The sequence below is a fragment of the Streptomonospora mangrovi genome, from assembly GCF_027604915.1.
Lineage (GTDB): Bacteria > Actinomycetota > Actinomycetes > Streptosporangiales > Streptosporangiaceae > Streptomonospora > Streptomonospora mangrovi.
Genome location: NZ_JAJAQC010000030.1, coordinates 1 through 23,209, shown reverse-complemented (window position 1 = coordinate 23,209; position 23,209 = coordinate 1). Strand labels below are relative to the sequence as shown.

The 23,209-nt window shown below is 76.1% G+C and carries 22 protein-coding genes; 16 read left to right on the top strand and 6 right to left on the bottom strand.

The window, feature by feature from the left end; all coding sequences use genetic code 11:
• Positions 1–101: 101 nt before the first annotated feature.
• Complete coding sequence (locus tag LG943_RS17430; protein ID WP_270073411.1) at positions 102–992, bottom strand: sugar kinase; 891 nt, start codon at positions 990–992, stop codon at positions 102–104.
• 225 nt (positions 993–1,217) lie between these two features.
• Here LG943_RS17430 and LG943_RS17425 point away from each other — a divergent pair, with 225 nt between their 5' ends.
• The 6 genes from LG943_RS17425 (at position 1,218) to LG943_RS17400 (ending at position 8,368) form a co-directional block, all read left to right on the top strand.
• Positions 1,218–3,953 carry a bifunctional acetate--CoA ligase family protein/GNAT family N-acetyltransferase gene (locus LG943_RS17425; RefSeq protein WP_270073358.1) on the top strand — a complete coding sequence of 912 codons (2,736 nt, stop codon included), beginning with the start codon at positions 1,218–1,220 and terminating at the stop codon, positions 3,951–3,953.
• A gap of 399 nt (positions 3,954–4,352) precedes the next feature.
• Positions 4,353–4,946 (top strand): DUF5998 family protein, encoded by a 594-nt coding sequence (locus LG943_RS17420; protein ID WP_218902042.1) that lies wholly within the window; start codon positions 4,353–4,355, stop codon positions 4,944–4,946.
• Positions 4,947–5,081: 135 nt separating this feature from the next.
• Complete coding sequence (locus LG943_RS17415; RefSeq protein ID WP_270073357.1) at positions 5,082–6,230, top strand: alkaline phosphatase family protein; 1,149 nt, start codon at positions 5,082–5,084, stop codon at positions 6,228–6,230.
• Between the two features lie 9 nt (positions 6,231–6,239).
• Positions 6,240–6,710: a peroxiredoxin gene (locus LG943_RS17410; RefSeq protein ID WP_270073356.1), complete on the top strand. Its 471-nt coding sequence runs from the start codon at positions 6,240–6,242 to the stop codon at positions 6,708–6,710.
• A 123-nt stretch (positions 6,711–6,833) separates the two neighbouring features.
• Positions 6,834–7,706 (top strand): enoyl-CoA hydratase-related protein, encoded by an 873-nt coding sequence (locus LG943_RS17405; RefSeq protein ID WP_270073355.1) that lies wholly within the window; start codon positions 6,834–6,836, stop codon positions 7,704–7,706.
• Positions 7,707–7,714: 8 nt separating this feature from the next.
• A complete protein-coding gene (locus tag LG943_RS17400; protein ID WP_270073410.1) occupies positions 7,715–8,368 on the top strand; it encodes an MBL fold metallo-hydrolase in 654 nt (217 codons plus the stop codon).
• A 116-nt stretch (positions 8,369–8,484) separates the two neighbouring features.
• On the opposite strand, the gene LG943_RS17395 is transcribed toward LG943_RS17400, so the two are convergent.
• Together LG943_RS17395 and LG943_RS17390 are read right to left on the bottom strand one after the other, a co-directional pair.
• A complete protein-coding gene (locus LG943_RS17395) occupies positions 8,485–8,919 on the bottom strand; it encodes a DUF5709 domain-containing protein (protein WP_270073354.1) in 435 nt (144 codons plus the stop codon).
• Positions 8,920–9,029: 110 nt separating this feature from the next.
• Complete coding sequence (locus tag LG943_RS17390; protein ID WP_270073353.1) at positions 9,030–9,461, bottom strand: DUF2203 domain-containing protein; 432 nt, start codon at positions 9,459–9,461, stop codon at positions 9,030–9,032.
• Between the two features lie 164 nt (positions 9,462–9,625).
• Between LG943_RS17390 and LG943_RS17385 the strand changes: the two genes are divergently transcribed.
• The 9 genes from LG943_RS17385 (at position 9,626) to LG943_RS17345 (ending at position 17,332) form a co-directional block, all read left to right on the top strand.
• Positions 9,626–10,852 carry an MFS transporter gene (locus tag LG943_RS17385; RefSeq protein WP_270073352.1) on the top strand — a complete coding sequence of 409 codons (1,227 nt, stop codon included), beginning with the start codon at positions 9,626–9,628 and terminating at the stop codon, positions 10,850–10,852.
• Between the two features lie 147 nt (positions 10,853–10,999).
• Positions 11,000–11,683 (top strand): PIG-L deacetylase family protein, encoded by a 684-nt coding sequence (locus LG943_RS17380; RefSeq protein ID WP_270073409.1) that lies wholly within the window; start codon positions 11,000–11,002, stop codon positions 11,681–11,683.
• Positions 11,684–11,766: 83 nt separating this feature from the next.
• Positions 11,767–12,303, top strand: coding sequence for a YbhB/YbcL family Raf kinase inhibitor-like protein (locus tag LG943_RS17375; protein WP_270073351.1), 537 nt, complete (start codon positions 11,767–11,769; stop codon positions 12,301–12,303).
• A gap of 113 nt (positions 12,304–12,416) precedes the next feature.
• Positions 12,417–13,043 (top strand): HAD family hydrolase, encoded by a 627-nt coding sequence (locus LG943_RS17370; RefSeq protein WP_270073350.1) that lies wholly within the window; start codon positions 12,417–12,419, stop codon positions 13,041–13,043.
• A 540-nt stretch (positions 13,044–13,583) separates the two neighbouring features.
• A complete protein-coding gene (locus tag LG943_RS17365; protein WP_270073349.1) occupies positions 13,584–14,636 on the top strand; it encodes an ATP-grasp domain-containing protein in 1,053 nt (350 codons plus the stop codon).
• A complete protein-coding gene (locus LG943_RS17360) occupies positions 14,633–15,460 on the top strand; it encodes a 3'(2'),5'-bisphosphate nucleotidase CysQ family protein (protein ID WP_270073348.1) in 828 nt (275 codons plus the stop codon). The genes LG943_RS17365 and LG943_RS17360 overlap by 4 nt, the downstream gene beginning before the upstream one ends.
• A 112-nt stretch (positions 15,461–15,572) precedes the next feature.
• Positions 15,573–16,031, top strand: a complete 459-nt coding sequence (locus LG943_RS17355) for a DUF1707 SHOCT-like domain-containing protein (RefSeq protein ID WP_270073347.1) — start codon at positions 15,573–15,575, stop codon at positions 16,029–16,031.
• Positions 16,032–16,402: 371 nt separating this feature from the next.
• The gene (locus tag LG943_RS17350; protein ID WP_270073346.1) at positions 16,403–16,825 is read left to right on the top strand and encodes a DUF1707 SHOCT-like domain-containing protein; all 423 of its coding nucleotides are present in this window, start codon (positions 16,403–16,405) and stop codon (positions 16,823–16,825) included.
• Positions 16,826–16,861: 36 nt separating this feature from the next.
• Positions 16,862–17,332 (top strand): DUF1707 SHOCT-like domain-containing protein, encoded by a 471-nt coding sequence (locus LG943_RS17345; protein ID WP_270073345.1) that lies wholly within the window; start codon positions 16,862–16,864, stop codon positions 17,330–17,332.
• Between the two features lie 228 nt (positions 17,333–17,560).
• Here the strand turns inward: LG943_RS17345 and LG943_RS17340 are convergent, their stop codons facing one another.
• From LG943_RS17340 to LG943_RS17330, 3 genes are all read right to left on the bottom strand, one after another.
• On the bottom strand, positions 17,561–20,185 hold the full coding sequence (locus tag LG943_RS17340) for a CHAT domain-containing protein (RefSeq protein ID WP_270073344.1): 2,625 nt from the start codon (positions 20,183–20,185) through the stop codon (positions 17,561–17,563).
• Between the two features lie 1,037 nt (positions 20,186–21,222).
• Positions 21,223–21,840, bottom strand: a complete 618-nt coding sequence (locus LG943_RS17335) for a hypothetical protein (protein WP_270073343.1) — start codon at positions 21,838–21,840, stop codon at positions 21,223–21,225.
• Complete coding sequence (locus LG943_RS17330) at positions 21,830–22,414, bottom strand: RNA polymerase sigma factor (protein ID WP_270073342.1); 585 nt, start codon at positions 22,412–22,414, stop codon at positions 21,830–21,832. The genes LG943_RS17335 and LG943_RS17330 overlap by 11 nt, the downstream gene beginning before the upstream one ends.
• Positions 22,415–22,632: 218 nt before the next feature.
• On the opposite strand from LG943_RS17330, the gene LG943_RS17325 reads away from it, so the two are divergent.
• Positions 22,633–23,130, top strand: a complete 498-nt coding sequence (locus LG943_RS17325) for a DUF3145 domain-containing protein (protein WP_179769787.1) — start codon at positions 22,633–22,635, stop codon at positions 23,128–23,130.
• Positions 23,131–23,209 lie beyond the last annotated feature (79 nt).

The following is a 23,209-nucleotide window of genomic DNA, read 5'->3' as shown; positions in this document are numbered from 1 at the left end:
CCGCAGGGGGCCGGGTGGAGACGCGAGGCGGGGTGGCGGCGGCGTGACGGCCGCTGAGGTACCGCGGTGCCGGGGAATGCGGCGGCCTGGCGGCCGCCGTCTCAGTCGCCCAGGTCCGGCCGGGCGCCCGGCATGTGCAGGGCGCGCGCCGCCAGGGCCTGGGCGCGGCCCAGGGCGTCCTTGGGGTGCTTGCCGGCCAGCCATGGCGGCAGGAAGCCCGCGATGAACGCGTCGCCCGCGCCGATCGACCCGGGCGAGGGCTCCACCGGCTCGGCGGGGACCGTGACCAGGTCGTCGCGCGTCTTGGACGCCCACAGGGCGCCGGCGTCGCCGAGCTTGATCACCACGTTGGGGTACCACGCCGTGAGCACCTTGGCGGCGGCCTCGGGCTCCTCGCGGCCGGTGAGCACCTGGGCCTGGTCGGTGTTGGCGAACAGCAGGCGGGTGCCCGTGGTCCAGTCGAGGAAGTTCTCGGCGCCCGCGCGCTCCAGCGGGGCGTGGGAGCCGCCGTCGACCGAGATCGACATGCCGGTCTCGCGGGCCATGCGCAGCGCCATCCGCGCCGCCCGCCGGGAGTCGGCGTTGATCAGGGTGTAGCCCGACACGTGCAGGTGCCCGTCGGGGCCGAACACGTCGCGGGGCAGGTCCTCGGGCTGGAGGCGGGCGTTGGCGCCGGGGTCGCTGAGCATCGTGCGGTCGCCCCGGTGGGTGATCATCACGACACAGGTGCCGGTGGGGCGCTCGGGGTCCATGACCAGCCGGGAGTCCACCCCGTAGCCCATCAGCTCCATCTCGCGGGTGCGCCCGGTGATGTCGGAGCCGCGGCGGCCGACGAACGTGGTGTCGGTGCCCTCCATCGCCAGCCACGCCGCGACGTTGGCGCCCGAACCGCCGCCGTAGGTCATGACGGAGGCAGGGGTGTCGCTGCCGCGGGCCAGCGGGTAGAACGCCCGCGCCACGCTGTCGGTCATGAGATCGCCGATCACGACCACTCGTGCCATACCGTCACCCACCACCTCGCGGCCCTGTCTCTCAGGGCCTGTGTGCGATCGTGCCCGAAGAGCCTGTGTGCTGAAAGACGTTAACAGGTTAGAGGGGGACGTCGGGTAACGAAGTGGCAGAGCTGAGTGATACCCGGCCGTTCCGAGGCCGCGGCGCCCGCCGCGCGCCGAGGTGAGGTCCGCCACGTCCGTCCGCGACTCGAATAGGCTCAAACCGTGCAGTCATACCCGAACCACTGGGAAGCCGACGTCGTCCTGACCGACGGCGGCACCGCGCACCTGCGGCCCATCACGCCCGACGACGCCGACCTGCTGCGCGCCTTCCACGAGCGGTTGTCCCCCGAGACGATCTACTACCGCTTCTTCGCGCCCTACCCCCGGCTCTCCGACCGCGACGTGCGGCGCTTCACCACCGTCGACTACGACAGCCGGGTCGCGCTGATCGCCACCATCGCCGACGCCATGGTCGCCGTGGTGCGCTACGACAAGGTCGCGCCCGACGAGGCCGAGGTCGCCTTCGTGGTCGAGGACGCCCACCAGGGTCGGGGGATCGCCTCGGTGCTGCTGGAGCACATCGCCGCCGCCGCGCTGGAGCGCGGCGTGCGCCGGTTCATCGCCGACGTGCTCCCCGAGAACCGGCGGATGATCAACGTCTTCCGCGAGGCCGGGTACACCGCGCAGCAGTCCTTCGACGAGGGCGTCATCCGGCTGACCCTGGACCTCCAGCCCACCGCCAGCGCCCAGGAGGTCATGCGCGCCCGCGAGCAGCGCGCCGAGTCGCGCTCCATCGCCCGGCTGCTGTTCCCCACCTCGGTGGCGGTCATCGGCGCCAGCCGCACCGCCCACACCATCGGCCAGACCGCGCTGCGCAACCTGCTCGCCGGCGACTTCCAGGGGCCGGTCTACCCCGTGCACCCCACCGCCGCCGCCGTGGCCGGGGTGCGCGCCTACCCCAGCGTGCTCGACGTGCCCGGCCCCGTCGACCTCGCCGTGGTGGCCGTGCGCGCCGACATGGTGCTCGACGTGGTGGACGAGTGCGCCCAGAAGGGCGTCCACGGCCTGGTGGTGGTCAGCTCCGGGTTCGCCGAGACCGGCCCCGAGGGGCTGGCCCGCCAGGAGCGGCTGGTCGCCACCGCTCGGGCCGCCGGCATGCGCGTCATCGGCCCCAACTGCCTGGGCATCGCCAACACCGACCCCGCCGTCTCCCTCAACGCCACCCTGGCCCCCTACGTCCCGCCGCGCGGCCCCATCGGGTTCTTCTCCCAGTCCGGCGCGCTGGGCCGGGCCATCCTCCAGCGCGTCGCCGAGCGCGGCATGGGCCTGTCGACCTTCGTCTCGGCCGGCAACCGCGCCGACGTCTCGGGCAACGACCTCATCCAGTACTGGCAGGAGGACCCCGCCACCAAGGTCGTGCTCCAGTACCTGGAGTCGCTGGGCAACCCGCGCAAGTTCACCCGCTTGGCGCGCCGCCTGGCCCAGCACAAGCCGGTCGTGGCGGTGCGCAGCGGCGGGTCCTCCCAGGGCGTGCCCAGCGGCCACGCCGTCGGCGCGCTGTCCCTGCCCGACTACGCGGTCACCTCGCTGTTCGAGCAGGCCGGGGTGGTGCGGGTGGACGACATCACCCAGATGTTCGACGCCGCCCAACTGTTCGCCTACCAGCCGCTGCCCGCCGGCCCCCGCGTGGCGATCCTGGGCAACTCCGACTCCCTGGGCCTGCTGGTCAAGGACTCCTGCGTGCGCTCGGGCCTCAAGCCGCACGAGCCGGTGGCACTGGGCCCCAACGCCACCGCCGCCGACTTCGACGCCGCCCTCACCGCCGCGCTCGCCGACGACGACGTGCACGCCGTGGTGGTGGTGTTCATCCCCGCGCTGACCCCCATCTCCGACGACGTCGCCGAGGTCATGCGCGCCAAGGCCGCCACCGCCGCCAAGCCGATCGTCACCACCTACCTGGGCTACCAGGGGCTGCCCGCCGAGCTGCGCCGCATCGGCGACAACGGCGAGACCGCGTTCGGCTCCATCCCCTCCTACCCCGCCCCCGAGGACGCGGTGCGCGCCCTGGCCCACGCCACCCGCTACGCGCTGTGGCGCGAACGGCCCGCCGGGCGCCACCCCGAGCTGGCCGACATCGACGGCGCCCGCGCCCGCGCCATCATCGACGCCGCCCTGGCCTCCTCAGCCGAGGCCGACGGAGCAGGCGCCGACCAGGGCACCGTGTGGTTCACCAGCGAGCCGGTGGGCCGCGAGGAGACCGCCGCCGACCAGCGGACCACCCACGACCTGCTGGCCTGCTACGGGATCACCGCCCACCCCTACATCCCCGTGGCCACCGCCGAGGAGGCGGTCGCCGCCGCCGAGAAGCTGGGCTACCCCGTGGTCGTCAAGGCCAACGCCCCCGACCTGCGGCTGCGCGCCGGCGGCAGCGGCATCCGCGCCGACCTGCGCTCGGCCAACGACGTGCGCGGCGCGTTCACCGCGCTGGACGACCGCCTGGGCGCCGAGGCGCAGTTGGTGGTGCAGACCATGGTGGTGCCGGGTGTGCCCGTGGTGATCCGCGCCGGGGAGAACCCCTCCTTCGGGTCGGTGGTGGGCTTCGGCCTGGCCGACGCCACCGCCGAACTCCTCGACGACCGCGCGTTCCGGCTGGCCCCCCTCACCGACTCCGACGCCGCCGACCTGGTGCACGCCGTGCGCGCCGCGCCGCTGCTGTTCGGGCTGCCCGCCGGCGCCACCTCGCTGGCCGAGCAGCCCGACGTCGATGACCTCCAGCGGGTCCTGGTGCGGGTGTCGCGGCTGGTGGACGCGTTCCCCGAGGTCGCCCACGTCGAGCTGGACCCGGTCATCGTCAACTCCGAGGGCGCCCACGTGCTGGGCGCCCACGTGTGGCTGCGCGAGCCGCCCGACCGCCGCCCCGACGCCGGCCCCCGGCGGCTGCGCGGCGTCGTCTTCTAGGGCCGGGCGGCTCCGCGTTTCGGGGCCGCGGCCACCCGCCGGGCACGGCGCGGCCGCGCCGCCCCGGGCGCGGGGCGGCGCGGCCATGGGCCGGTCCCGGGCGGGACCGGGTCAGACGGGGTCGGGCTGGGGTTCGGGGTCGGGCGGCAGCGGTCCCGGCCCGGGCCCGGGCCCGGGACCGGGTTCGGGTCCCGGCTCGGGCGGGGTGGGCAGCGGGTCCGGCGGCAGCGGGCCGGGGTCGGGCAACGGCGGGCCACCGGGCTCCGGTGGCGCCGGTACTGGAGGCACGGTCGCGTACATGCCATCGGCTCTACCCCGCGATCCAGCCGTTACCCGCCCGCGCGGATCGGCTCGGGCGAGCGGGTGCGATCTGCCGTGCGGAGAGGGCAGGATGGGAGCATGAGGAAAACGCGTGCCGTGTCCACCGACTGGCGCCAGGAGATCGAGCGCAGCGGCTACTACCCGGGACTGGTGATCGACGCCGTGGCGTCGGCGCTGGGCGACGAGTCCGCCGAGGCGTTCGTCGTCCACCACGAGGCCACCTTCGACCCCGCCATGGAGATGCGGCGGCACATCACCGTGCTGCTGCTGACCGCGACACGGCTCATCGTCTGCCATACCGACGACCACCCCGCCGACGAGCCCGGCGGCCGGCCGCACGCCTCCACCACCACCGACGCCAACCAACTGGGCAACATCCAGTCGGTGGCGCTCACCCGCGTGGTGTCCGACCCCGCCAACTACGCGCCGGGCACGCTGCCCAGCGAGGCGGTCCTGACCATCGGCCTCAGCGTCAACTGGGGGTCCATGGCCAACATCGACCTCGAACCCGCCTCGTGCTCCGACGACTCCTGCGAACTGGACCACGGCTACACCGGCGCCATCACCGCCGAGCCCCTGACCGTGCGCGTCAGCCAGGCCGCCGACGGCGCCGAGTCGGTGGCCAACCTGCTGCACTTCACCAGCGCGCTCAGCGCCGCCACCGGCCGCTGACCCCGCGAGTCCGGCCGCGGCGCGGCCGCCGCGGGCCGCGGGTGTCGGCACCCCGCCCACGGGGGAGACACCAGGGGCCGGGCGGCCGCGCCCGAGCCGCCGGCCCCACGGCGTGGACCACCCGCGAGGAGTACCGTGACCGCCCACAGCGCGCCCGTCCCCGACCTGGCCGTCCCCGACTACACCACCGGTTCCCTGTCGACCCTGGCCCCCTCGGTGCTGGCGTCGCTGGGGGTGCCCGGCGAGCCCAACCCGCTGGGCCTGCCGCCGGTGCGCCGGGCCTGCGTGCTGGTCGTCGACGGCATGGGCTGGGAGCCGCTGGTGGCCCACCGCGCGCACGCGCCGTTCCTCTCGGGGCTGATCGACTCCGCCGCGCCCATCACCGCCGGGTTCCCCACCACCACCGCCACCAGCCTCACCTCGCTGGGCACCGGGCTGGCGCCGGGCCACCACGGGATCATCGGCTACCAGGTGGTGCTGCCCGGCACCGACCGCCTGTTCAACCACCTGCGCTGGCGCGACGAGGTCGACCCCCGCACCTGGCAGCCGCACGCCACCGTCTACGAGCGGGCCGAGCGCGCCGGGGTGCGCACCTCCTACATCGCCGACGGCGCCTATGAGGGCAGCGGGCTGAGCGTGGCGCTGTCGCGCGGCAGCGGCTACGTCCCCGCCGGGAACGTCACCGAGCTGGCCGTGCGCGCCGGCGAGGCGCTGGCCGCCCACGACCGGGTGCTGGCGCTCGTCTACCACCCCCAGCTCGACGGCTACGGGCACCTGCACGGCGTCGGCTCGGCCTACTGGCGGGCCGAACTCGGCCAGGTCGACCGGCTCGCCGAGCAGATCGCCGCCGCCCTGCCGCCCGACTCCGCGCTCTACATCACCGCCGACCACGGCATGGTCGACGCCGCCGAGGCCGACCGCGTCGACGTCGAGTCCCCGCCGGAGTTCCGCGCGGGGGTGCGGGTGCTGGCCGGCGAGGCGCGGGTCCGCCAGGTCTACACCCGCGAGGGCGCCGCCGAGGACACCGCCGCGGCCTGGCGCGAGCTGCTGGGCGGGCGCGCCCGGGTGCTGCTGCGCGAGGAGGCCGTCGCCGAGGGGCTGTTCGGGGGAGTGGAGGACCGGGTGCGCCCGCGCATCGGCGACGTCCTGGCGGTGGCCCGGGGCAACACCGTGCTGGTGGCGCCCGAGCTGGAGCCCGGCCCCAGCCTGTTCGTCGGCCACCACGGCTCGCTCACCCCCGCCGAGCTGCGGGTGCCCCTGTTGCGTGTCACCACCGTGGCCTAGGGTGGCGGCGTGGACATCGGAGACCCCGCACCCGACTTCGCCCAGCCCGACCAGCACGGCACCGTGCGCCGGCTGAGCGCCCTGCTCGCCGACGGCCCCGTGGTGCTGTTCTTCTACCCCGCCGCCATGACCCCCGGCTGCACCGCCGAGAGCTGCCACTTCCGCGACCTCGCCGCCGAGTTCGCCGAACTCGGCGCCCAGCGGGTGGGCATCAGCGCCGACACCGTCGACAAGCAGCGCGCTTTCGCCGACGCCCACGGGTTCGACTACCCCCTGCTCTCCGACCCCGACGGAGCCGTGGCCGCCGCCTACGGCGTGCGCCGCTCCGGCCCGCTGGGCGCGCTCTCACCCACCCGCCGCACCACGTTCGTGATCGGCACCGACCAGCGGGTAGTGCACATCGTCAAGAGCGAACTGCGCATGCAGGCCCACGCCGACGGCGCCCTGACGGCGCTGCGCGCCCTGCGCGGCACCGGCTAGACGCGGCCGGGCGGGCGCCGCCGGCGCGCCGGCCGCCCGGCGTCCGCGCGAGCGGGCCGCCGACCACGACCACCGACCACCGTCCGTCCTCGTCCCCGACCCAGGAAAGGGGCCGCCGCACCCATGGCGGAGGAAGCCGACCACCCACCGGCCCGAACGCACACCGCCCGGGCCGACACCAGCCAGCCCGCGCCCCCCACCGGTCCCGGCGATGAGGCGCCCCTGGTGCGCCGCGACACCCGCCGCGGGATCGCCGTCCTCACACTGGACTCCCCGGCCAACCGCAACGCCCTGTCGGCGCGGCTGCGCGCCGACCTCGCCGCCGGCCTGGCCGCCGCCATGGCCGACGACTCCGTGCGCGCCGTGCTGCTCACCGGCGCCGGACCGGCGTTCTGCGCCGGCGCCGACCTCAAGGAGATCGAGGCCGAGCGCGCCGGCCGCCCGCCCGCCGTCGCCGCGCCCGGCATGCACGAGCTGTTCGGCGCCCTGATGGAGGCGCCCAAGCCCGTGGTGGTCCGGCTCAACGGCCCCGCGCGGGCCGGCGGGATCGGGCTGGTGGCCGCCGCCGACATCGCCATCGCGCCCGACGACATCACCTTCGCCTTCACCGAGGTCCGCATCGGCGTGGTGCCCGCGATCATCTCGCTGCCCGTCGCGCTGCGCATGCACAACCGCCAACTCGCCCGCTACTTCCTCACCGGCGAGACCTTCGACGCCGCCACCGCCGCAGCGGCCGGCCTGGTCACCGTCGCCGTGCCGCGCGCCGACCTCGACTCCGCCACCGAGTCGGTCCTGGACGGCCTGCGGGCCGCCGCGCCGCGGGCGCTGCGCGCCACCAAGGAGGTCCTGGCCGGGGCCGGCGCGGTGCCCCCGGGCGAGCGCGCCGCCGAACTCGCGCGCCTGGCCGGGGTCTCCGCGGAGTACTTCGCGAGCGACGACGCGGCCGAGGGCAGGGCCGCCTTCCTGCGGAAACGCACACCGAGGTGGGTGCTGTAATGGACGACGTGACTTACTCAGGCCATACGCGGGTCGGCGGACCCGCCGACGTACGCGAACTGCCCGACCTGCGCATCAGCAAGCTGGCGGTCGGACCGATGGACAACAACGCCTACCTGCTGCGGTGCCGCCGCACCGGCGAGGGCGTGCTCATCGACGCCGCCGCCGAGGCCGACCGCATCCTGGAGCTGATCGGCGACCAGGGCCTGGCCCGGGTCGTCACCACCCACCGCCACCCCGACCACTGGGGCGCGCTGGCCGAGGTCGTGGGCACCACGGGCGCGCGCACGGTGGCCCACCCGGCCGACAGCGACGACCTGCCCGTGTCGGTGGACGAGCCGGTCGAGCACGGGTCGCACGTCGCCGTGGGCGAGTGCCGCCTGGAGGTCGTCCACCTGCGCGGGCACACGCCCGGCTCCATCGCGCTGCGCTACGACGACCCCGCCGGGCACACCCACCTGTTCACCGGCGACAGCCTGTTCCCCGGCGGTGTCGGCAAGACCCGCAGCCCCGAGGACTTCGCCTCGCTGATCGGCGACGTCGAGGCGCGGGTGTTCGCGGCGATGGGCGACGACACCTGGGTCTACCCCGGCCACGGCGCCGACACCACGCTGGGCGCCGAGCGCCCCCACCTGGGGGAGTGGCGCGCCCGGGGCTGGTAGCGCCGGCGCGGACGCGTACGCACACACGCGCGCCCGGCGCCCCCTCCGGACCGGCCGGCGGGGACGCCGGGCGCGCGGGACGGGCGGGGTGCGCGGCCGGGCGCGGCGGGGGCGCGTCAGGGGAGGTCCGACTCGTCCTCCTCGTGCACCGCGGCCTCCTCGGCGCTGTAGGCGCCCCGGTCCACGCCGGCCTCGCGGGCCACCATGGTGTCCTCGGCGTCCTCGCGCAGGCCCTCGTCGGACTCCACCAGGCGCACGCCCTCGGGGTCCTCCTCGGGGCCGCGGGTGGGCAGTTGGTCGGCCGGCTGGGCGGTGCTGCCCAGCGCGCCCGGCACGTCGGGCTCGTCGCGGGCCAGCGCCTCGTCGAGGGGTTCCCCGGCCTCCTTGTCCGTGCCGGTCGAGCCCACCTCGTCCATCGCGACGGGCTCCTCGGCGGGCAGGATCTGGTCCTCGGTGGTGTCCTCCTGTGCGGGCAGCCCGGCCTCCTCCCAGTCAGCGGCGTCGTCGTTGATGGGGTCGGCGGGGTGCTCCTCCGGGTGGTTGTCAGTCATGCCCGGTCACTATCCGCTGAGGGAACGGCTAATCACGGGCGCGGTGCGCGCGGTGCGCCGAGGGAGGCGGCGCGGACGGTGCGGCGCGGGCCGGAGCCGGTCGCAAGGGGTCAGAAGGGGAACGCGGTGGGCGGCAGCGGGCGCCGGCCCGCGAAGCCGACGTCGGTCCGGTGGTACCAGGCGAGTTCGGCCTCGCCCTCCAGCCAGCACAGCCGCACCGACACCCCGTCCAGCAGCGCCGGGAAGTCGATGAGCAGCGGCGCCAGCGCCTTCACCTCGATGCCCTGCTGCACGAACCAGTTCTGTAGCTCGCCCAGGCGGGCCTCGGCGGCCTTCAGCTCCGCCCGGCCGCCCAGGGCGGACTCCCCGCCGGCGCCGAGGTCGGCGGCCATCTCGGCGAGGTCGGCGCGCAGCGTCACGAGTTCGGCGGCGTGCCGGTGCACCTCGGGCATCAGGTCGCGCGCCTGGGCCAGGGTGAACACCCGGGGCTCGGGACGGCCGGCGGCGAACGGGTCGGCGGGCGGGGGTGCGGCGTCGTCCATACCCGGCACGCTAGACCATCGCGCGGGCGGGCCGGGGGCGGGAAAAAGCCCTGTCGCCGCCGCGCCCGGGCGGCTAGAGTCGAACCATGACGTGGCGATGTTGATCCTCGGCTGAATCCCCGCTCGCGCGCCGGCTCTACGCCTACGCGTTCCTCGACGAGTTCGTGCTGCTCTACCCGGTCTATGCGCTGCTGTTCGCCGACACCGGGCTGAGCACCGCCCAGATCGCCTCCCTGTTCGCGGTGTGGTCGGTCACCGGCATCGTGCTCGAGGTCCCCTCGGGCGTGCTCGCCGACATGGTCTCGCGGCGCCGCATGCTCACGGTCGCCCCGCTGCTCACCGGCGCCGGGTTCGCCATGTGGACCCTCGCGCCCGGCTACCCCGCCTTCGCGCTGGGCTTCGTGCTGTGGGGCGCGGGCACCGCGCTGCACTCGGGAACCCTCCAGGCGCTGGTCTACACCGAGCTGACCCGCATCCACCGCGCCCGCGCGGGCGCGCCGCCGCCCGAGGCGCCCCTGGCCGCCCCCGACGACGACGCCGAGCCCGATGAGCCCGATGGGTGGGTGTCCACCACCTACGCCCGGCTGATCGGCCGCTCCCGCGCCGTCGCGGCCGTGGCCGTCCTGCTGGCCACCGCCGTCGCGGTCCCGGTGATGGCGCTCGGCGGCTACCAGGCGGTCGGCGCCGTCAGCGTGCTGACCACCGCCGCCGGCGCGCTGGTGGGCCGCACGTTCCCCGAGCACCCCCGACCGGCCCCGGACACCGCCCGGACCGGGGCGGGCGTCCGCGCCGTCCTCGCCGAACTGCGCGCCGCCGCCGCATCGGCGCGCGGGGTGCTCGGCCACGGGCTGGGCGAGGTCGCCCGCTCGGCGGCGCTGCGCCGCGCCCTGGTGCTGCTGTCGGTGCTGCTGGCCGCGCTGTCCATGGACGAGTTCATCCCGCTGCTGGTACGGGACACCGGCGTGCCCACGGCGCTGGTGCCGCTGTACCTGCTGCCGTTCACGGTGGCCTCGGTGGTGGGCGGCTGGCTGGCCGGGCGCGGCGGGCGCTGGACGGTGCCGGTCCTGGTGGCCACCGCCCTCTGCCAGATCGCCGGTGCGCTGAGCGGCCACCCGGCGGGTCTGCTGCTGGTGGCGGCGGCCTTCGGCGCCGCCGAGTGGGCCGTGGCCTGCGCCGAGGCCCGGCTCCAGGACGGCGTCGGCGACCGCGCCCGCGCCACGGTGACCTCGATGTCGGGGTTCGGCGGCGAGGCGGCCACCGTGTGCGTGTTCGCCGCCTACGGCCTGGGTTCGGTGTGGTTGGGCGCGGGTCCGCTGTTCGCGCTGGCCGCGCTGCCCTACCTGGCCGTCGCGGCGGCCCTGGGGCGCCGGACTGTCGGACCCGGGCGGTAGGAATGGGAGCGGCGGGCGGTGCGCCCGGCTCGGAATGGTCCGCACCGGTCCGGCGCTGTGGTGGGATGGGCGCCGCGCGGGCGCCCCCGGAGCGAAAGGAGGGCCGTCGTGCCGGCCTCAACCGACATTGAACGCGCGCTGGTGGTCATGGCGCACCCCGACGACGTCGACTTCGGCTGCGCGGGCACGGTCGCGGTCTGGACCGAGGCCGGCGTCGAGGTCACCTACCTGCTGGTCACCGCCGGCGAGGCCGGCGGCGACACCCGCACGCTCGACGCCGAGGCCATGGCCGAGCTGCGCCGCGCCGAGCAGCGCAAGGCCGCCGCCGCCGTGGGGGTCGGCGACGTCCGCTTCCTCACCGGCTACGCCGACGGCCGGGTGCTGCCCACCCTGGAGCTGCGCCGCGACATCGCCCGCGTCATCCGCCAGGTCCGCCCCGACCGCGTGCTGATCCCCAGCCCCGAGCGCGACTGGAAGCGCATCGCCCCCAGCCACCCCGACCACCTCGCCACCGGCGAGGCCGCCATCAACGCGGTCTACCCCGACGCCCGCAACCCCCACGCCCACCCCGAACTGCTGCGCGACGAAGGGCTGGAGCCCTGGGCGGTGCCCGAGGTGTGGCTGGTGCACGGCCCCGACTGCGACGTCTACGTCGACATCACCGACGTGTTCGACCGCAAGATGGCGGCGCTGGCCTGCCACGCCAGCCAGATCGAGGACCCCGACGGCCTCGCCGACTCCCTGCGGCCGTGGCTGGCCGCCAACGCCGAGGCCGGGGGCCTGCCCGAGGGCCGGCTGGCGGAGTCGTTCCAAAGCGTCGACACGCGTTAGCGCGCGCGGCGCACAGGCGGTATTCGTGGGGGTAGAGAGGGCCGGGGAGACCCCCGTTCCGTTCGACTTCGACAGGAGGACCCGTGGCACAGCCGCCAATCCCGTACGAGTTCCTGCCCCCGCTTCCCGCCTTCACCCTGCGCAGCGACGACGTCGCCGACGGCCAGACCCTGCCCGCGCCGCAGGTCAGCGGCATGATGGGCGCCGGGGGCGAGGACGTGTCGCCGCACCTGGCCTGGAGCGGGTTCCCCGAGGGCACCCGCAGCTTCGCCGTGACCTGCTTCGACCCCGACGCGCCCACGGCCAGCGGGTTCTGGCACTGGGCGGTGTGCGACATCCCCGCGTCGGTCACCGAGCTGCCCGCGGGCGCGGGCGGTGAGTCCGGCGCGGGCCTGCCGGCCGGCGCGGTCACCCTGCGCAACGACGCCGGGGGCCGCCGCTACGTCGGCGCCGCCCCGCCGCCCGGGCACGGGCCGCACCGCTACCTGTTCGCGGTGCACGCCGTGGACGTGGAGTCGCTGGGTATCGACGCCACCGCCTCGCCCGCCTTCCTCGGGTTCAACCTGTTCTCCCACGCCATCGCCCGCGCGGTCCTCGCGCCCGTCTACGAGCAGAAGTAGAGTCCCGGTGCCCGGCCCGGGTCCGTCCCGGCCGGGCACCCGTCCGTCCCGGGCGCCGCGTGCTCGCGGGCGGCGCGGCGCCCGACTGACCCGACCGAGAGTGAGGCATCCCCATGGCAGCCGCCGGACACCGCGTCGAGGCGATCGTCTTCGACTACGGCGAGGTCATCTCCCAGCCGCCCTCGGCCGAGGACCGCACCACCCTGGAGCGGCTGGCCGGAGGGTCCGCCGAGGAGTTCTGGACGGCCTACTGGGCGGAGCGGCGCGAGTACGACGCCGGGATCGGCGGCGACGAGTACTGGCGGCGGATCGCCGCCCGCCTGGGCGCCGACTGGGACGCCGCGCACCGCCACGCCCTGTGGGCGGTGGACGTGGGCTCCTGGCTGCACGTGCGCCCCGAGAGCACCGCCGTCCTGGAGCGCCTGGCCGACCGGGGCGTGCGCCTGGCCCTGCTGTCCAACGCGCCCTTCGACATCTCGGGCGCGCTGCGCCACTCGCCGGTCCTGGCCCGGTTCGAGGCCCTGTTCTTCAGCGCCGACCTGGGCCGCTGCAAGCCCGAGCCGGAGGTCTACCGGCACGTCCTCGACCAGTTGGGCACCGCGCCCGAGCGCACCGCGTTCGTGGACGACCGGGAGGAGAACATCCTGGCGGCCAAGGAGTTGGGAATCGTGGCGCACCACTACGCCGGAACCGCCGACCTGGAGTCCTTCCTGACCGAGGTCCTCGACCCTCGGGCATAGCGAGCACCCCGCGCTGAAGGAAGTCCGGTGGGGCGGTGCGCGGGAGCCGGGGCGGCGGTCAACGGTCCGGTGGCGGGTGGTTGGGGTTGGCGACGAGGCCGGTCGGGGCGGGCCGCGCCGATGAGGCGTAGGGGAAACTCGCGTGTACACCGCGTACGGCGACGTGCGTTCTCATCCTTTGCTTCCGCTGCCCCCGCCGAGGGGCGTACCAAGGGCATCCGAGCGGCACCGTAAGGGCTCTAGCGGCCACACGGTGAGACGCCCCACCTCAGCCACCCGCCGCGCGACCCGATAACCGCCCGGCCCGGCCACCCGCTGCCGTTGGCGCCCCGTCGCTGACCTCGGCCACCGCATTGCGATCCGGTGGTCGCTCACACCGCACCGCTCCGACCACACGTCGCCTCCTGGGCACCGATGCCCCCGCCTTCGTCGCCTTCCCCGCCATCCCCTCGCTCATCTCGGCGGTCTGGAACTAGGCTCCCATCACCCGACGCGGCGCGGCCTGTCGCCTCCGGCCGGCCTTGACGAGGAAGGTGTCCCGTGTCCGCTGCGCAGCCCATCGACCCACCCGCCGCCCCACCCACCGTCGTCGTCACCACGGCGGGCTCGGCGCCCACCGCCGGGACCGTGCAGCACCTGCGGGCGCTCGGCTACCGCGTCGTCGCCACCGACATCGACCCCAGCGCGCCGGGGCTCTACCTGGCCGACCGCGCCTATCTGGTGCCGCCGGGCGGCAGCGAGGCGTTCGTGCCGGAACTCCGCGGCATCTGCCTCAAGGAGAACGCCGTCGCGGTGGTCCCGCTGGTGGACGAGGAGCTGGTGCCCGTCGCCGCGCTCGCCGGCGACGGGATCGCCGTGCTGCTGCCGCGCCCGGAGTTCGTGGCGGCCTGCCTGGACAAGTACGCGCTGATGCGCCGCCTGGAGGCGGCCGGCCTGCCGGTGCCGCGCACCGCGCTGGCGTCGCGGTGGTCGGGCGACCCCGAACCGCCGCTGGTCGTCAAGCCGCGCACGGGGCGGGGCAGCCGGGGCGTCACGCTGTCGGCGTCGGCCGAGGACCTGAACCGGCTGCTGACCTCCGGGGTGTGGCCGGGCGACCAGCTGGTGGTGCAGGAGCAGGTCAGCGGCCCGGAGTACACGGTGTCGGTGGTGGTGTGGCGCGACGGCGAGGTGCAGGCCGTGGTGCCCAAGGAGGTCATCCTCAAGCAGGGGGTGACCCGGTTCGCCGTCACCCGCCGCCACGACCGGATCGCCGAGGTCTGCCGCGCGGTGCAGCGCGAGCTGCGCGCCGACGGGCCGTTCAACGTGCAGCTGGCCCTCGACGCGGACGGGGAGCCGCGCGTCTTCGAGATCAACCCGCGCTTCTCCTCCACCGCGCCGCTGACGGCGGCGGCCGGGGTGGACGAGATCGGCGGCCTGCTGCGCCAGGCCGTGGCGGGCGGCCCCCGCCTGGCCGACGACTGGCGGGAGGGCGTGGTCATGGTCCGCCGCTCGGCCGACGAGTTCCTGGAGGAGTCCCGCTTCGCCGAGTACGGGCTGGACCCGGCCGCCGGGGTCCCGGCGGGCTGGCCCGAGCCCCGGGCCGGCGGGCGGTGAGCGGCCACGTCTCCGGGGAGTGGGCCGGCCTGCTGCCCGCCGCCGCCGAGGCCGTGGCCGAGGCCGGGGCGCTGCTGCGCGCGTGGCGGACCGACGCCCGCGCCACCTCCGGCCACTGGGACGGCGCCCAGTTCAAGGCGCGGGCCGACGCCATGGCGCACGAGGAGCTGTCCGGCCGGCTGCGGCGCCTCGCCCCCGGCATCCCCGTGCTCAGCGAGGAGGACCCCGCCGGGCTGCGCGATCCCCGCCCGGACCTCTACTGGCTCATCGACCCCCTCGACGGCACCGCCAGCTACGCGCACGGCTTTCCCGGATACGTCACCCAGGCCGCGCTGGTCGCGGGCGCCCGCCCGGTCCTGGCCGCCGTCTGCGCGCCCGAATGGGGGGTGCGCTACACCGCCGTGCGCGGCGGCGGCGCCTTCGCCGAAGGCGGCGCCCCGGACGGCCGGCGCCGCCTGGCCGCCGCGCCGCACCCCGGTCCCGGCGCGGGCGTGCTCACCGACAACACGCCGCGCCCGACCGGCATCGCGCGCGCCGCCTACGACCGCTTCGGCTGCACGGGCTATCTGGAGTCGGGCAGCCTGGGGCTCAAGCTGTGCCGGGTCGCCGAGGGGCGGGCGCACCTGTTCGTCAAGGACGTCTGCGTCCGCGACTGGGACGTCGCCGCGCCGGGGCTGGTGCTGGAGGAGGCCGGCGGCGCGCTGCGGCGGCTCGACGGCACCCCCTTCGGCTTCACCGGCTCCTTCGAGGGAACCGGGCTCATCGGCGCCGCCGACCCCGCCCTGTGCGCGGCCGTCGCGGCGTGGCGGGGAGCGGCGGGCTGACCAGGGCGGGTGTAGTCCCAAAGTCGTACACCACACACCCCCCGAGAGGGATCCGCGGCGGCGTCCAGGGCGTCTAACCTCGAAAAAGCCGCACTGGAAGAGGAGGGGACCGTTGAGTGCCGACCTGACACCGCACAGCGGGCTCCGCGCGTCGGACGCCGACCGGGACCGGGTCGCTCAGCACCTCGCGACCGCGCTCTCCGAGGGCCGCCTGGACCTCGCGGAGTACGAGCAGCGCCTGGACACCGCCATGGGCGCGGTCACCATGGGCGACCTCGTCCCGCTGACCGCCGACCTCCCCGCGCCGCGGGACCCCGCCGCCGCGGCCGCGCCGGACAACGGCCCGGTCGACCTCGCCGAGACCGGCGCCAAGGCCGCCGGCTGCCGCAAGCGCCGCAAGGGCGTGGTGGCGGAGTGGCGCGACTGGGCCGGCGGCGCGGTGATCATGAGCGGTATCTGGCTGGTCACCAGCATCGCCTCGGGCGAGATGCAGACGTTCTGGCCGATCATCCCGCTCGGCATCTGGGCGGCGGTCCTGGTGGCCTCGCTGCTCTTCGGCGACAAGGACTGATCTCGACCCGCACACCCCCACCCGCCTCCCGCGCGTCTCTCCCACGGACGACCCGTCCCGCGAGCGCGCCTTCCGGGAACACCCCTTCGGCGGATCCCGCCGCCCGGCACCGCCCGCCCAGGCCCACCCCCGCCCACGCCTCCTCCTCGCGCACCCCTGCCGCGCCGCCCCGGTGACCTCGGGCGATACCACCGTCCGCGGGTGCGCGCCGCCGCGCTGCGCGCGCCCCGGGCGCGTCGGCGGCCCCCGCCGCCGGGCCGCGAGGCCCGCCGAGCCGCTTTTCTCCCGCGCCCGCGCGGCGTATCGTGAAATCCCCATCATCGTGCGGCAGGGGGTGGGCGTTGGACGACGAACGCGTCCCGGAGAGCAGAATGCGTGCCTCGGACGCTGATCGGGATGCCTGCGCCGAACGCCTCGCCACCGCGCTGTCGGAGGGTCGCCTCGACCTCGCCGAGTACGAACGCCGCCTGGACGAGGCCATGAACGCGGTGCTGATCGGCCAGTTGCGCGCGCTCACCGCCGACCTCCCCCTGCCCCCGCCGCCCGCCGAACGCGACGACTTCGCGCCGGCCGCCGCCTCCCGCTCCGCCCTGGCATCGCCGTGGAAGGACTGGGTAGACGAATGGCGGTGGTGGCTGGGCGGCGCGGTCATCATGACCGGAATCTGGGGAGTCACCAGCATCATGGGCGGCGACCTGCTGCCCTACTGGCCGCTGGTGCCGTTGGGTATCTGGGCGGCGATCCTGGTCGCCGCCGCCATCTGGCCCGACGAAAGCTCCGGCTCCCGCAGGTGAGAGCGTCACCACTCCTCATGGAGGGACCGACGACCCATGGACGACCAGAAGTTGCCCCCTGACCGGATGCGGGCGTCCGACGCCGACCGCGACGCCTGCGCCGAGCGCCTGGCCCGCGCCCTCCAGGAAGGCCGGCTGAATTTGGAGGAGTACCAGGAGCGCCTCGGCCTGGCCATGCGCGCCAAGGTCATGGGCGACCTGTGGCCGCTGACCGCCGACCTCCCCGAACCCCCCGCCGTCCCCGAGCCCGCGCCGCAGATCCCCCCGGCGGCGGTGGGCCCCCACCCGGGCCAGCCCGAGTGGCGCGACCGCCTGGAGCCGTGGCGCGGCCTGGCCGCGATCTCGGTGATCCTCGTCGGGATCTGGGGGGTCACCAGCATCATCGCGGCCGAACCCCTGCTGTTCTGGCCGATGATCCCGATCGGGTTCATGTTCCTCTTCACCCTGGCCGGGGCAATCGCCGGCACACCCACCGACCGCTCCGGAGGCGACAGCCGCGGCCCTTAGCCACCGCTTGTGGATCCTTCTGCGGGGTGGGCCGTGTCCGCCGAACGCCTGGTGTCGTGGCTCGCGGGCTCGGGCGCGCACCTGTCCGGACCCGTTCCACGCACTGCCTGGACGCCGGGCTGGCGCCGGCGGACTCGCGAGGAATCCGTGCGGTGACTGGGACGGCGGGGCGGGTGGCTGTGGAGGCGGTCCCGTCTGGCGACGCTGGTCCCGGCCGCTGACTGCGGCTCACCCGGCGCCGTAGCAGAGGAAACCGGCGTCGGCGAGGTGGTCGGCGACCGCGCGGGACGGGGTGGCGCCCCGGGTCAGGGCTGTGTGGAAGCCGACCATGGCCGCCGAGACGTCCTGGTCGCTGACCGGCAGCACCGAGGCCACGACCACCGCGCCGCCGCTGGACAGCAGCGACGCCGCCATGCCCAGCGGCGTTCCCCACGGCGCGGGCACCGAGCCGCCCACCCAGCAGGCCGACAGGACCGTGGTGCGCGGCACGTGGTGCAGGCATTCCAGGTCGTAGGCGAAGAGGGAGGCGTCCTCCAGCACCAGCCCCGACAGCATCGGGGCCTCCGCGCACGCCAGGCCGTGGGCGGCCAGGTGCGCGAGGTCGGCGCCGTCGAGCGCGGCCAGCACCGCGCCGACACCGGCCTCGGCACCGGTGACTCGGCGCGCCTTCGGGTAGAGCCGTTCCAGCGCCCCGACCTCGGCCGCCGCGCCCTCGGGATCGCGGCCGGCGGCCAGCAGTACTCGCCCGGCATCCGCCGCGCCGCCGGCCGGCCGGGCGGCGGCCTCCTGCGCCGTCAGCCACGCGCGGCCGGAGGGGACCACGCTGACCTCCCGTCCGCGCAGCCCCGGAAGCAGTCCCCACGGCAGCGCCTGCATCGCGGGGGCCGGGGCGATCACCACCGGTCGGTCGCCCACCTCCCGGGTCAGGGGAGCGAACAGCAACCGGTCGGCGCGCGCGGCGGCGGTGGCGACCTCGCCGCCGGCGCGCCCGCCGGCGGATTCGGGCGGCCGGCCGTCCAGCAGGCGCGACGCCGACCCCGGCGGCGCGCCGAGCAGCCGGGTGCGCGCCGCCGCGCAGAGCCCGGCGACCGCCGCCTCGGCCTCGGGGGCGGACGCCAGGTGGTGCAGCCGCACCCGGCCGTCCACCACCGTGATCGCCGCGACGAAGCCGGGCGCCGACGCGTAGCAGACGAACGCCCGCGACCCCAGCCGCTCGGCGAGTTCGGCGGCGGCCGGGCCGTGGCGGCGCGGGGTGTGCCCGTGCGGATCGGCGCACCCGGGGTGCCACTGCGCCGTGGTGAGGCGGTCGACCAGGCCGGCGAACTCGTGCCGGGCGTCGGGATCGCCCCGCCGGGCCCGGGCGTGGACCAGGCGGCAGCGGTCGAGCAGGCGCAGCCACGCGGTGTCGCGGCAGGGCCCCGGCGCGCGGTCCAGGGCGTGCCGGTGCTCGATCCAGTCCAGGGCCACGGCGGCGTCGCCGCTGCGCAGGGCGACGTGCGCCCCGGTGGCGGCGGCCTCGCGGTGGTGGGAGCGGTGGTGGGCCAGGAGTTCCAGGTGGCGCGGGGCCGGGGCCGGGCGGGACCCGCTCCCGCCGCGCCCCAGCAGCGCGCGGCGCGCCCGCGGGTGGTCGCCGTCGGCCAGGGCGCGCAGCGCCGCCGAGGGGCGCGGGGCGGGCAGCGACAGCGCCAGCGGCCCCAGCGGCGTGGTGGGCACGCACCGCGCGAGGGCCGTGGCGGTCTCCTCGGTCACGGCGGGCAGGCCGGCGGCCCAGTCGGGCAGCGCCGCCAGCGCGGACCCGGGGCGGTCGGGAAAGGAAGGGGTGCGCTGGCGGGCGTGCGGCCCGGGTGCGGTCGGCCGGGGCCGGGCCGCCGCCGGCCCGGGTGTGGCGGCGCACCGGGCCGACCACTCGATCAGCGCGGCCAGGCGCGCCCACAGCGAGGTCCGCGCCGCCGCCCGGCGCACCCGACGGGCCTGGCGGTAGGCGGAGTCGTGGTCGCCGCGCCCCAGCAGCACCTTGGCGTCGAGCAGCCGGGCGATGGCGATGTCGGCCTCGGCGCGGTCGGTGCCGGGGGTGTCGACCAGTCCCGCGAGGAGGCGGCCCGCCTCGGCGGACATGCCGCCCGCGAGCAGGGCGTCGACGTGGTCGAGCCGCAGGGCCGGGCGGCGTGCCGCCGGCACCAGGCGGTCGGCGGCGGTGAAGTGGGCGGTCGCCGCCGCGAAGTCGCCGCGCCGGAACTCCACGCAGCCGAGGTTCTGGAGCGTGATGCCGCGCAGGCAGGCCAGCGCGGCGCCTTCGGTGCGGCGCAGGGCGGTGTGCAGGTCGGCCGCCGCGTCGTCGAGCCGGCCGGTGTACATCAGCGCCAGGCCGCGGTTGCTCAGCAGGCCGGGCAGCAGGTGGTGGTCGGAGTCGGGATCGGTGCGGGCGAGTGCGGAGTCGAAGGCGGCGACGGCGGAGTCGAACCGCCCCCGCTGCGCGGCGCCCACCCCTTGGTGCGCCAGCACCAGGGCCTGGGCGGAGGGTGCGGCGCCGGCCAGTCGGCCGAGCGCGGTGCCGACCGCGCCGGGGCCGTCGCGCATCATGAGCAGGCCGAGGCGGGAGGCGCGGGCGTGTGCGGCGGACTCGCCCAGTCCCGCGCGCGCCGCCACGGCCGCCGCCTGGCTGAGCAGCCGCTGCGCGCGGCGCCACCGGCCGAGTTCGCGCTGGGCCATGCCCAGCAGCCGCAGCGCGGTGGAGCGCTCCAGCGGGTCGGGGTCGGCGGCCAGCACCTCCTCGCCGCGCCGCAGCGCGGCGGCGGGGTCGCGGGCAACGAGGGTGACCGGGGTGCGGACGTCGTGAAGTCGACCAGGGGCCATGGCGGGGGCCTTTCGGGGTCGGTGCGTGCGGGGGTTCGCGGGGGTTACGCACTCGGCGCGGGGAGCGGGTCCGGCTGCGCACAGACGCTCCGCCGCGCGGTCACGCAAAGTAATAACACCCGCCCCAGGCGTTAGGGGAGACCCGGTCTGCCGCCTGTGGACAACCGGTTCTCCACGGACCCGGACAAACGCCGCCGACCGGTCGGCCCACCCCCGCCGGTAGTCGACCGGCAGGGCCACCGCACCCGCCGCCGGCCGGCCCGGTGCCGCCCGAGGTGTCCGTTGGCTCCCACGTACCCCCGGACGTGGGCAAACGGCATCGCACCCCGACCCCCAGACGGCCTGCCGTCGCCCCTACCCGGCCCCGCCCCGCCCGCCACCCCGCGCGTTTCGATGACAGATCGGCGACGAAGCCGACCTGGAATACCAGGCTCCCGGGAAGCGTGATCCGCCGCACTGGAGGGGGCCGCCGGCGGGTGTTCACGGGCCGACACACCGGGGGCGTGCGGCCCGGCGGCGCGGGCGCGCCCACCGCCTGCCGCGTGCGACGGCAGATCGACGGCGAAGGCGACACGGAATACCAGGAGTTGGGGATCGCCGCACGAGACCGGAGCCGCCGGCGGGTGTTCACGGGCCGCCATGCCGGAGGTGCGGGACGGTTCGGTTCAATCCAGTCCCATGCGGCGAGGCCGCGCGTGACCCGAGTGGCGGGACGGCGGGGGTGTCAACGCGGCGCCCGGCGGCTCTTGGCCGGGAACCGCAGGGGGCGGCAGGTCCGGGAGGGCGGGTGGTGCGGGCGCACGGCGGTGGAGCCGAAACCCACGTTCGGACAGTGCGGAGAGCCCGGTTCGGTTCGATCCGGTCCGGCGCGGTAGGGCACGGGCGCGGCCGCGCGCGGCTCCATGGCTTGAGCGCCGGAATGACCGAGCAGGTCAACGCGGTGCTCGGCGGCCCGGCGGCCTTTGCACACGTGTGGGGGAGCGCGGGTGCCGGGTACGGCACGTGCCTCTCTCGCACGGCCGAGGAGGGACCAGGCGCTAGACGGAGAGCCACTCCGTGGCGATCGGGGCGTCTTCGGGGCGGTCGAGGAGGAGGCTGACGGGGCCGCGGGGGACGGCTCTGGCGATGAAGGTGCCGTAGGCGTCGACGGTGTGGCTGGTGGTCGAGCGGGGGTGGCGGACCCGCACTGAGGTGGGGCCCGGGGGGGAGACCCTGCCCACCACGTCGCAGTGCTCGGCGCGGGGGGTGATCTCCAGGCCGATCGTCATGCCCGGCGCGTGGAAGGTGACGTAGCGGGGGCCGTCGGCGAGGAGGGCGGCGGCGCGGATTCCCGTGGCGGGGGTCTCGACCGAGTCGGCGCTGACCCCGGCGAGCACGGCCGGGTCCACGCGCATGGCGTAGGCGGCCCGCGCGGCGGCGCGCGTCTGCGGGCTCATCGCGTAGGGCGCGGCCGACTCCGACCCCGACTCCGACTCCGACTCCGGCGCAGGGTCGGCCGGGCCGGCGGCGCCGGGGCTCCCGGCGTCATCGGCGCGAAGGCTCCCGGTGCCGCCCGCGCGGGGGAGTCCGGCGCCCTCGGCGCGGGAAAGGCCGGTGGCCTCGGCCCACAGCAGGCCGGGGTCGGGGCGGGGGCCGGAGGTGTCGTCACGGCTCATGCTGGGGGCCTTTCTCCTCGTTGGCTTCACCGAGCAGGCGCTGGAGGCGCCGCCGCACCCGGCGCCGGGCCGCCGGAACCTCCTCCAGGCGCAGCCCCGTGCGCGCCGCCACCGTGCGGGCCGGCGAGCGCGGCTCCTCAAGTTCCAGGTAGGCGATCGTGCGGTCGGGTTCGCGCAGCGCCGCGATGGCCCGCCGGACCATGTCGCCGCGTTCGGCGGCGAGGTGGATCACCTCGGGGCTGCGCGGGTCGGCGGCGTCCAGCAGCGCCGGGTCCCGGGGCGCCGTGCGCCGGGCGATGCGGTACTGCCTGCGGCACGCGTTGTGCGCGGAGGTCGCCAGCCACGACCCCACGCGCTCGGGCGAGTGGAGCGTGGCCAGGTGCTGGGCGAGGTTGAACCACACGGTCTGCTCGGCGTCCTGGGAGTCGTGCACCGACAGCCCGTAGCCGCGCACGATGGAGCCGACCAGGCCGCCGAAGCGGTCGAGGATCGCCTCCCACGCGGCGGGGTCGTCGCCCCGGGCGAGCGCGACCAGCTCGCTCGTCGAGACCTCCGCATAGGGCTGGTCAGCCACTCCTACCCCCAGTAGACTCACAGCTCCCGCCTCGCGCGCAGGATCACAGTAGCCGCTCGCCCGAGGGGAAGCGGGGAAACGCCGGATCCGGCCGCGGTGAAGACCTGGTGCCGATGGTGCCAATGGGGCACAATGGGGCGAGGAATAACCGGGACGGACAGCTCCTCTTCGGGTACGAGGGCGTCGGGGAAGCGCACTCGTTCGTATCAGGAGGTTCGGTGTCCGCTCGTGGCGTCTTGTACGTCCACTCCGCGCCCGCGGCGCTGTGCCCACACGTCGAGTGGGCGGTCGCGGGTGTGGTTGGCGTGCCTGTGAAACTCGACTGGGGTGCCCAGCCCGCGGCTCCCGGCGCTCATCGCGCTGAGCTGAACTGGCAGGGCGCGCCGGGCACTTCCGGTGCCATCGCATCGGCGCTCAACGGCTGGCAGCGGCTGCGCTTCGAGGTCACCGAGGAGCCCACCCCCGGGTGCGACGGCGTCCGCTACAGCTACACCCCCACGCTGGGCATCTTCACGGCCGTCACCAGCGCCTCCGGCGAGGTGCTCGTCTCCGAGGCCCGGCTGCGCAACGCCGTGGAGCGCGCGGCGGCCCAGGAGGACATCGACCTCGCCGCCGAACTGGACCGCCTGACCGGCCGCGAGTGGGACGAGGAACTGGAGCCCTTCCGCTACGCCGGCGACGGCGCGCCCGTCCGCTGGCTGCACGCGGCCGGGTAGCGCCCGCGCGCCGGGTCCGCCGACCCCGCGCGCGCCGGTGCGCGCCCCGCCACCGGCGCGGGCGCGCCACGCCGCGCCC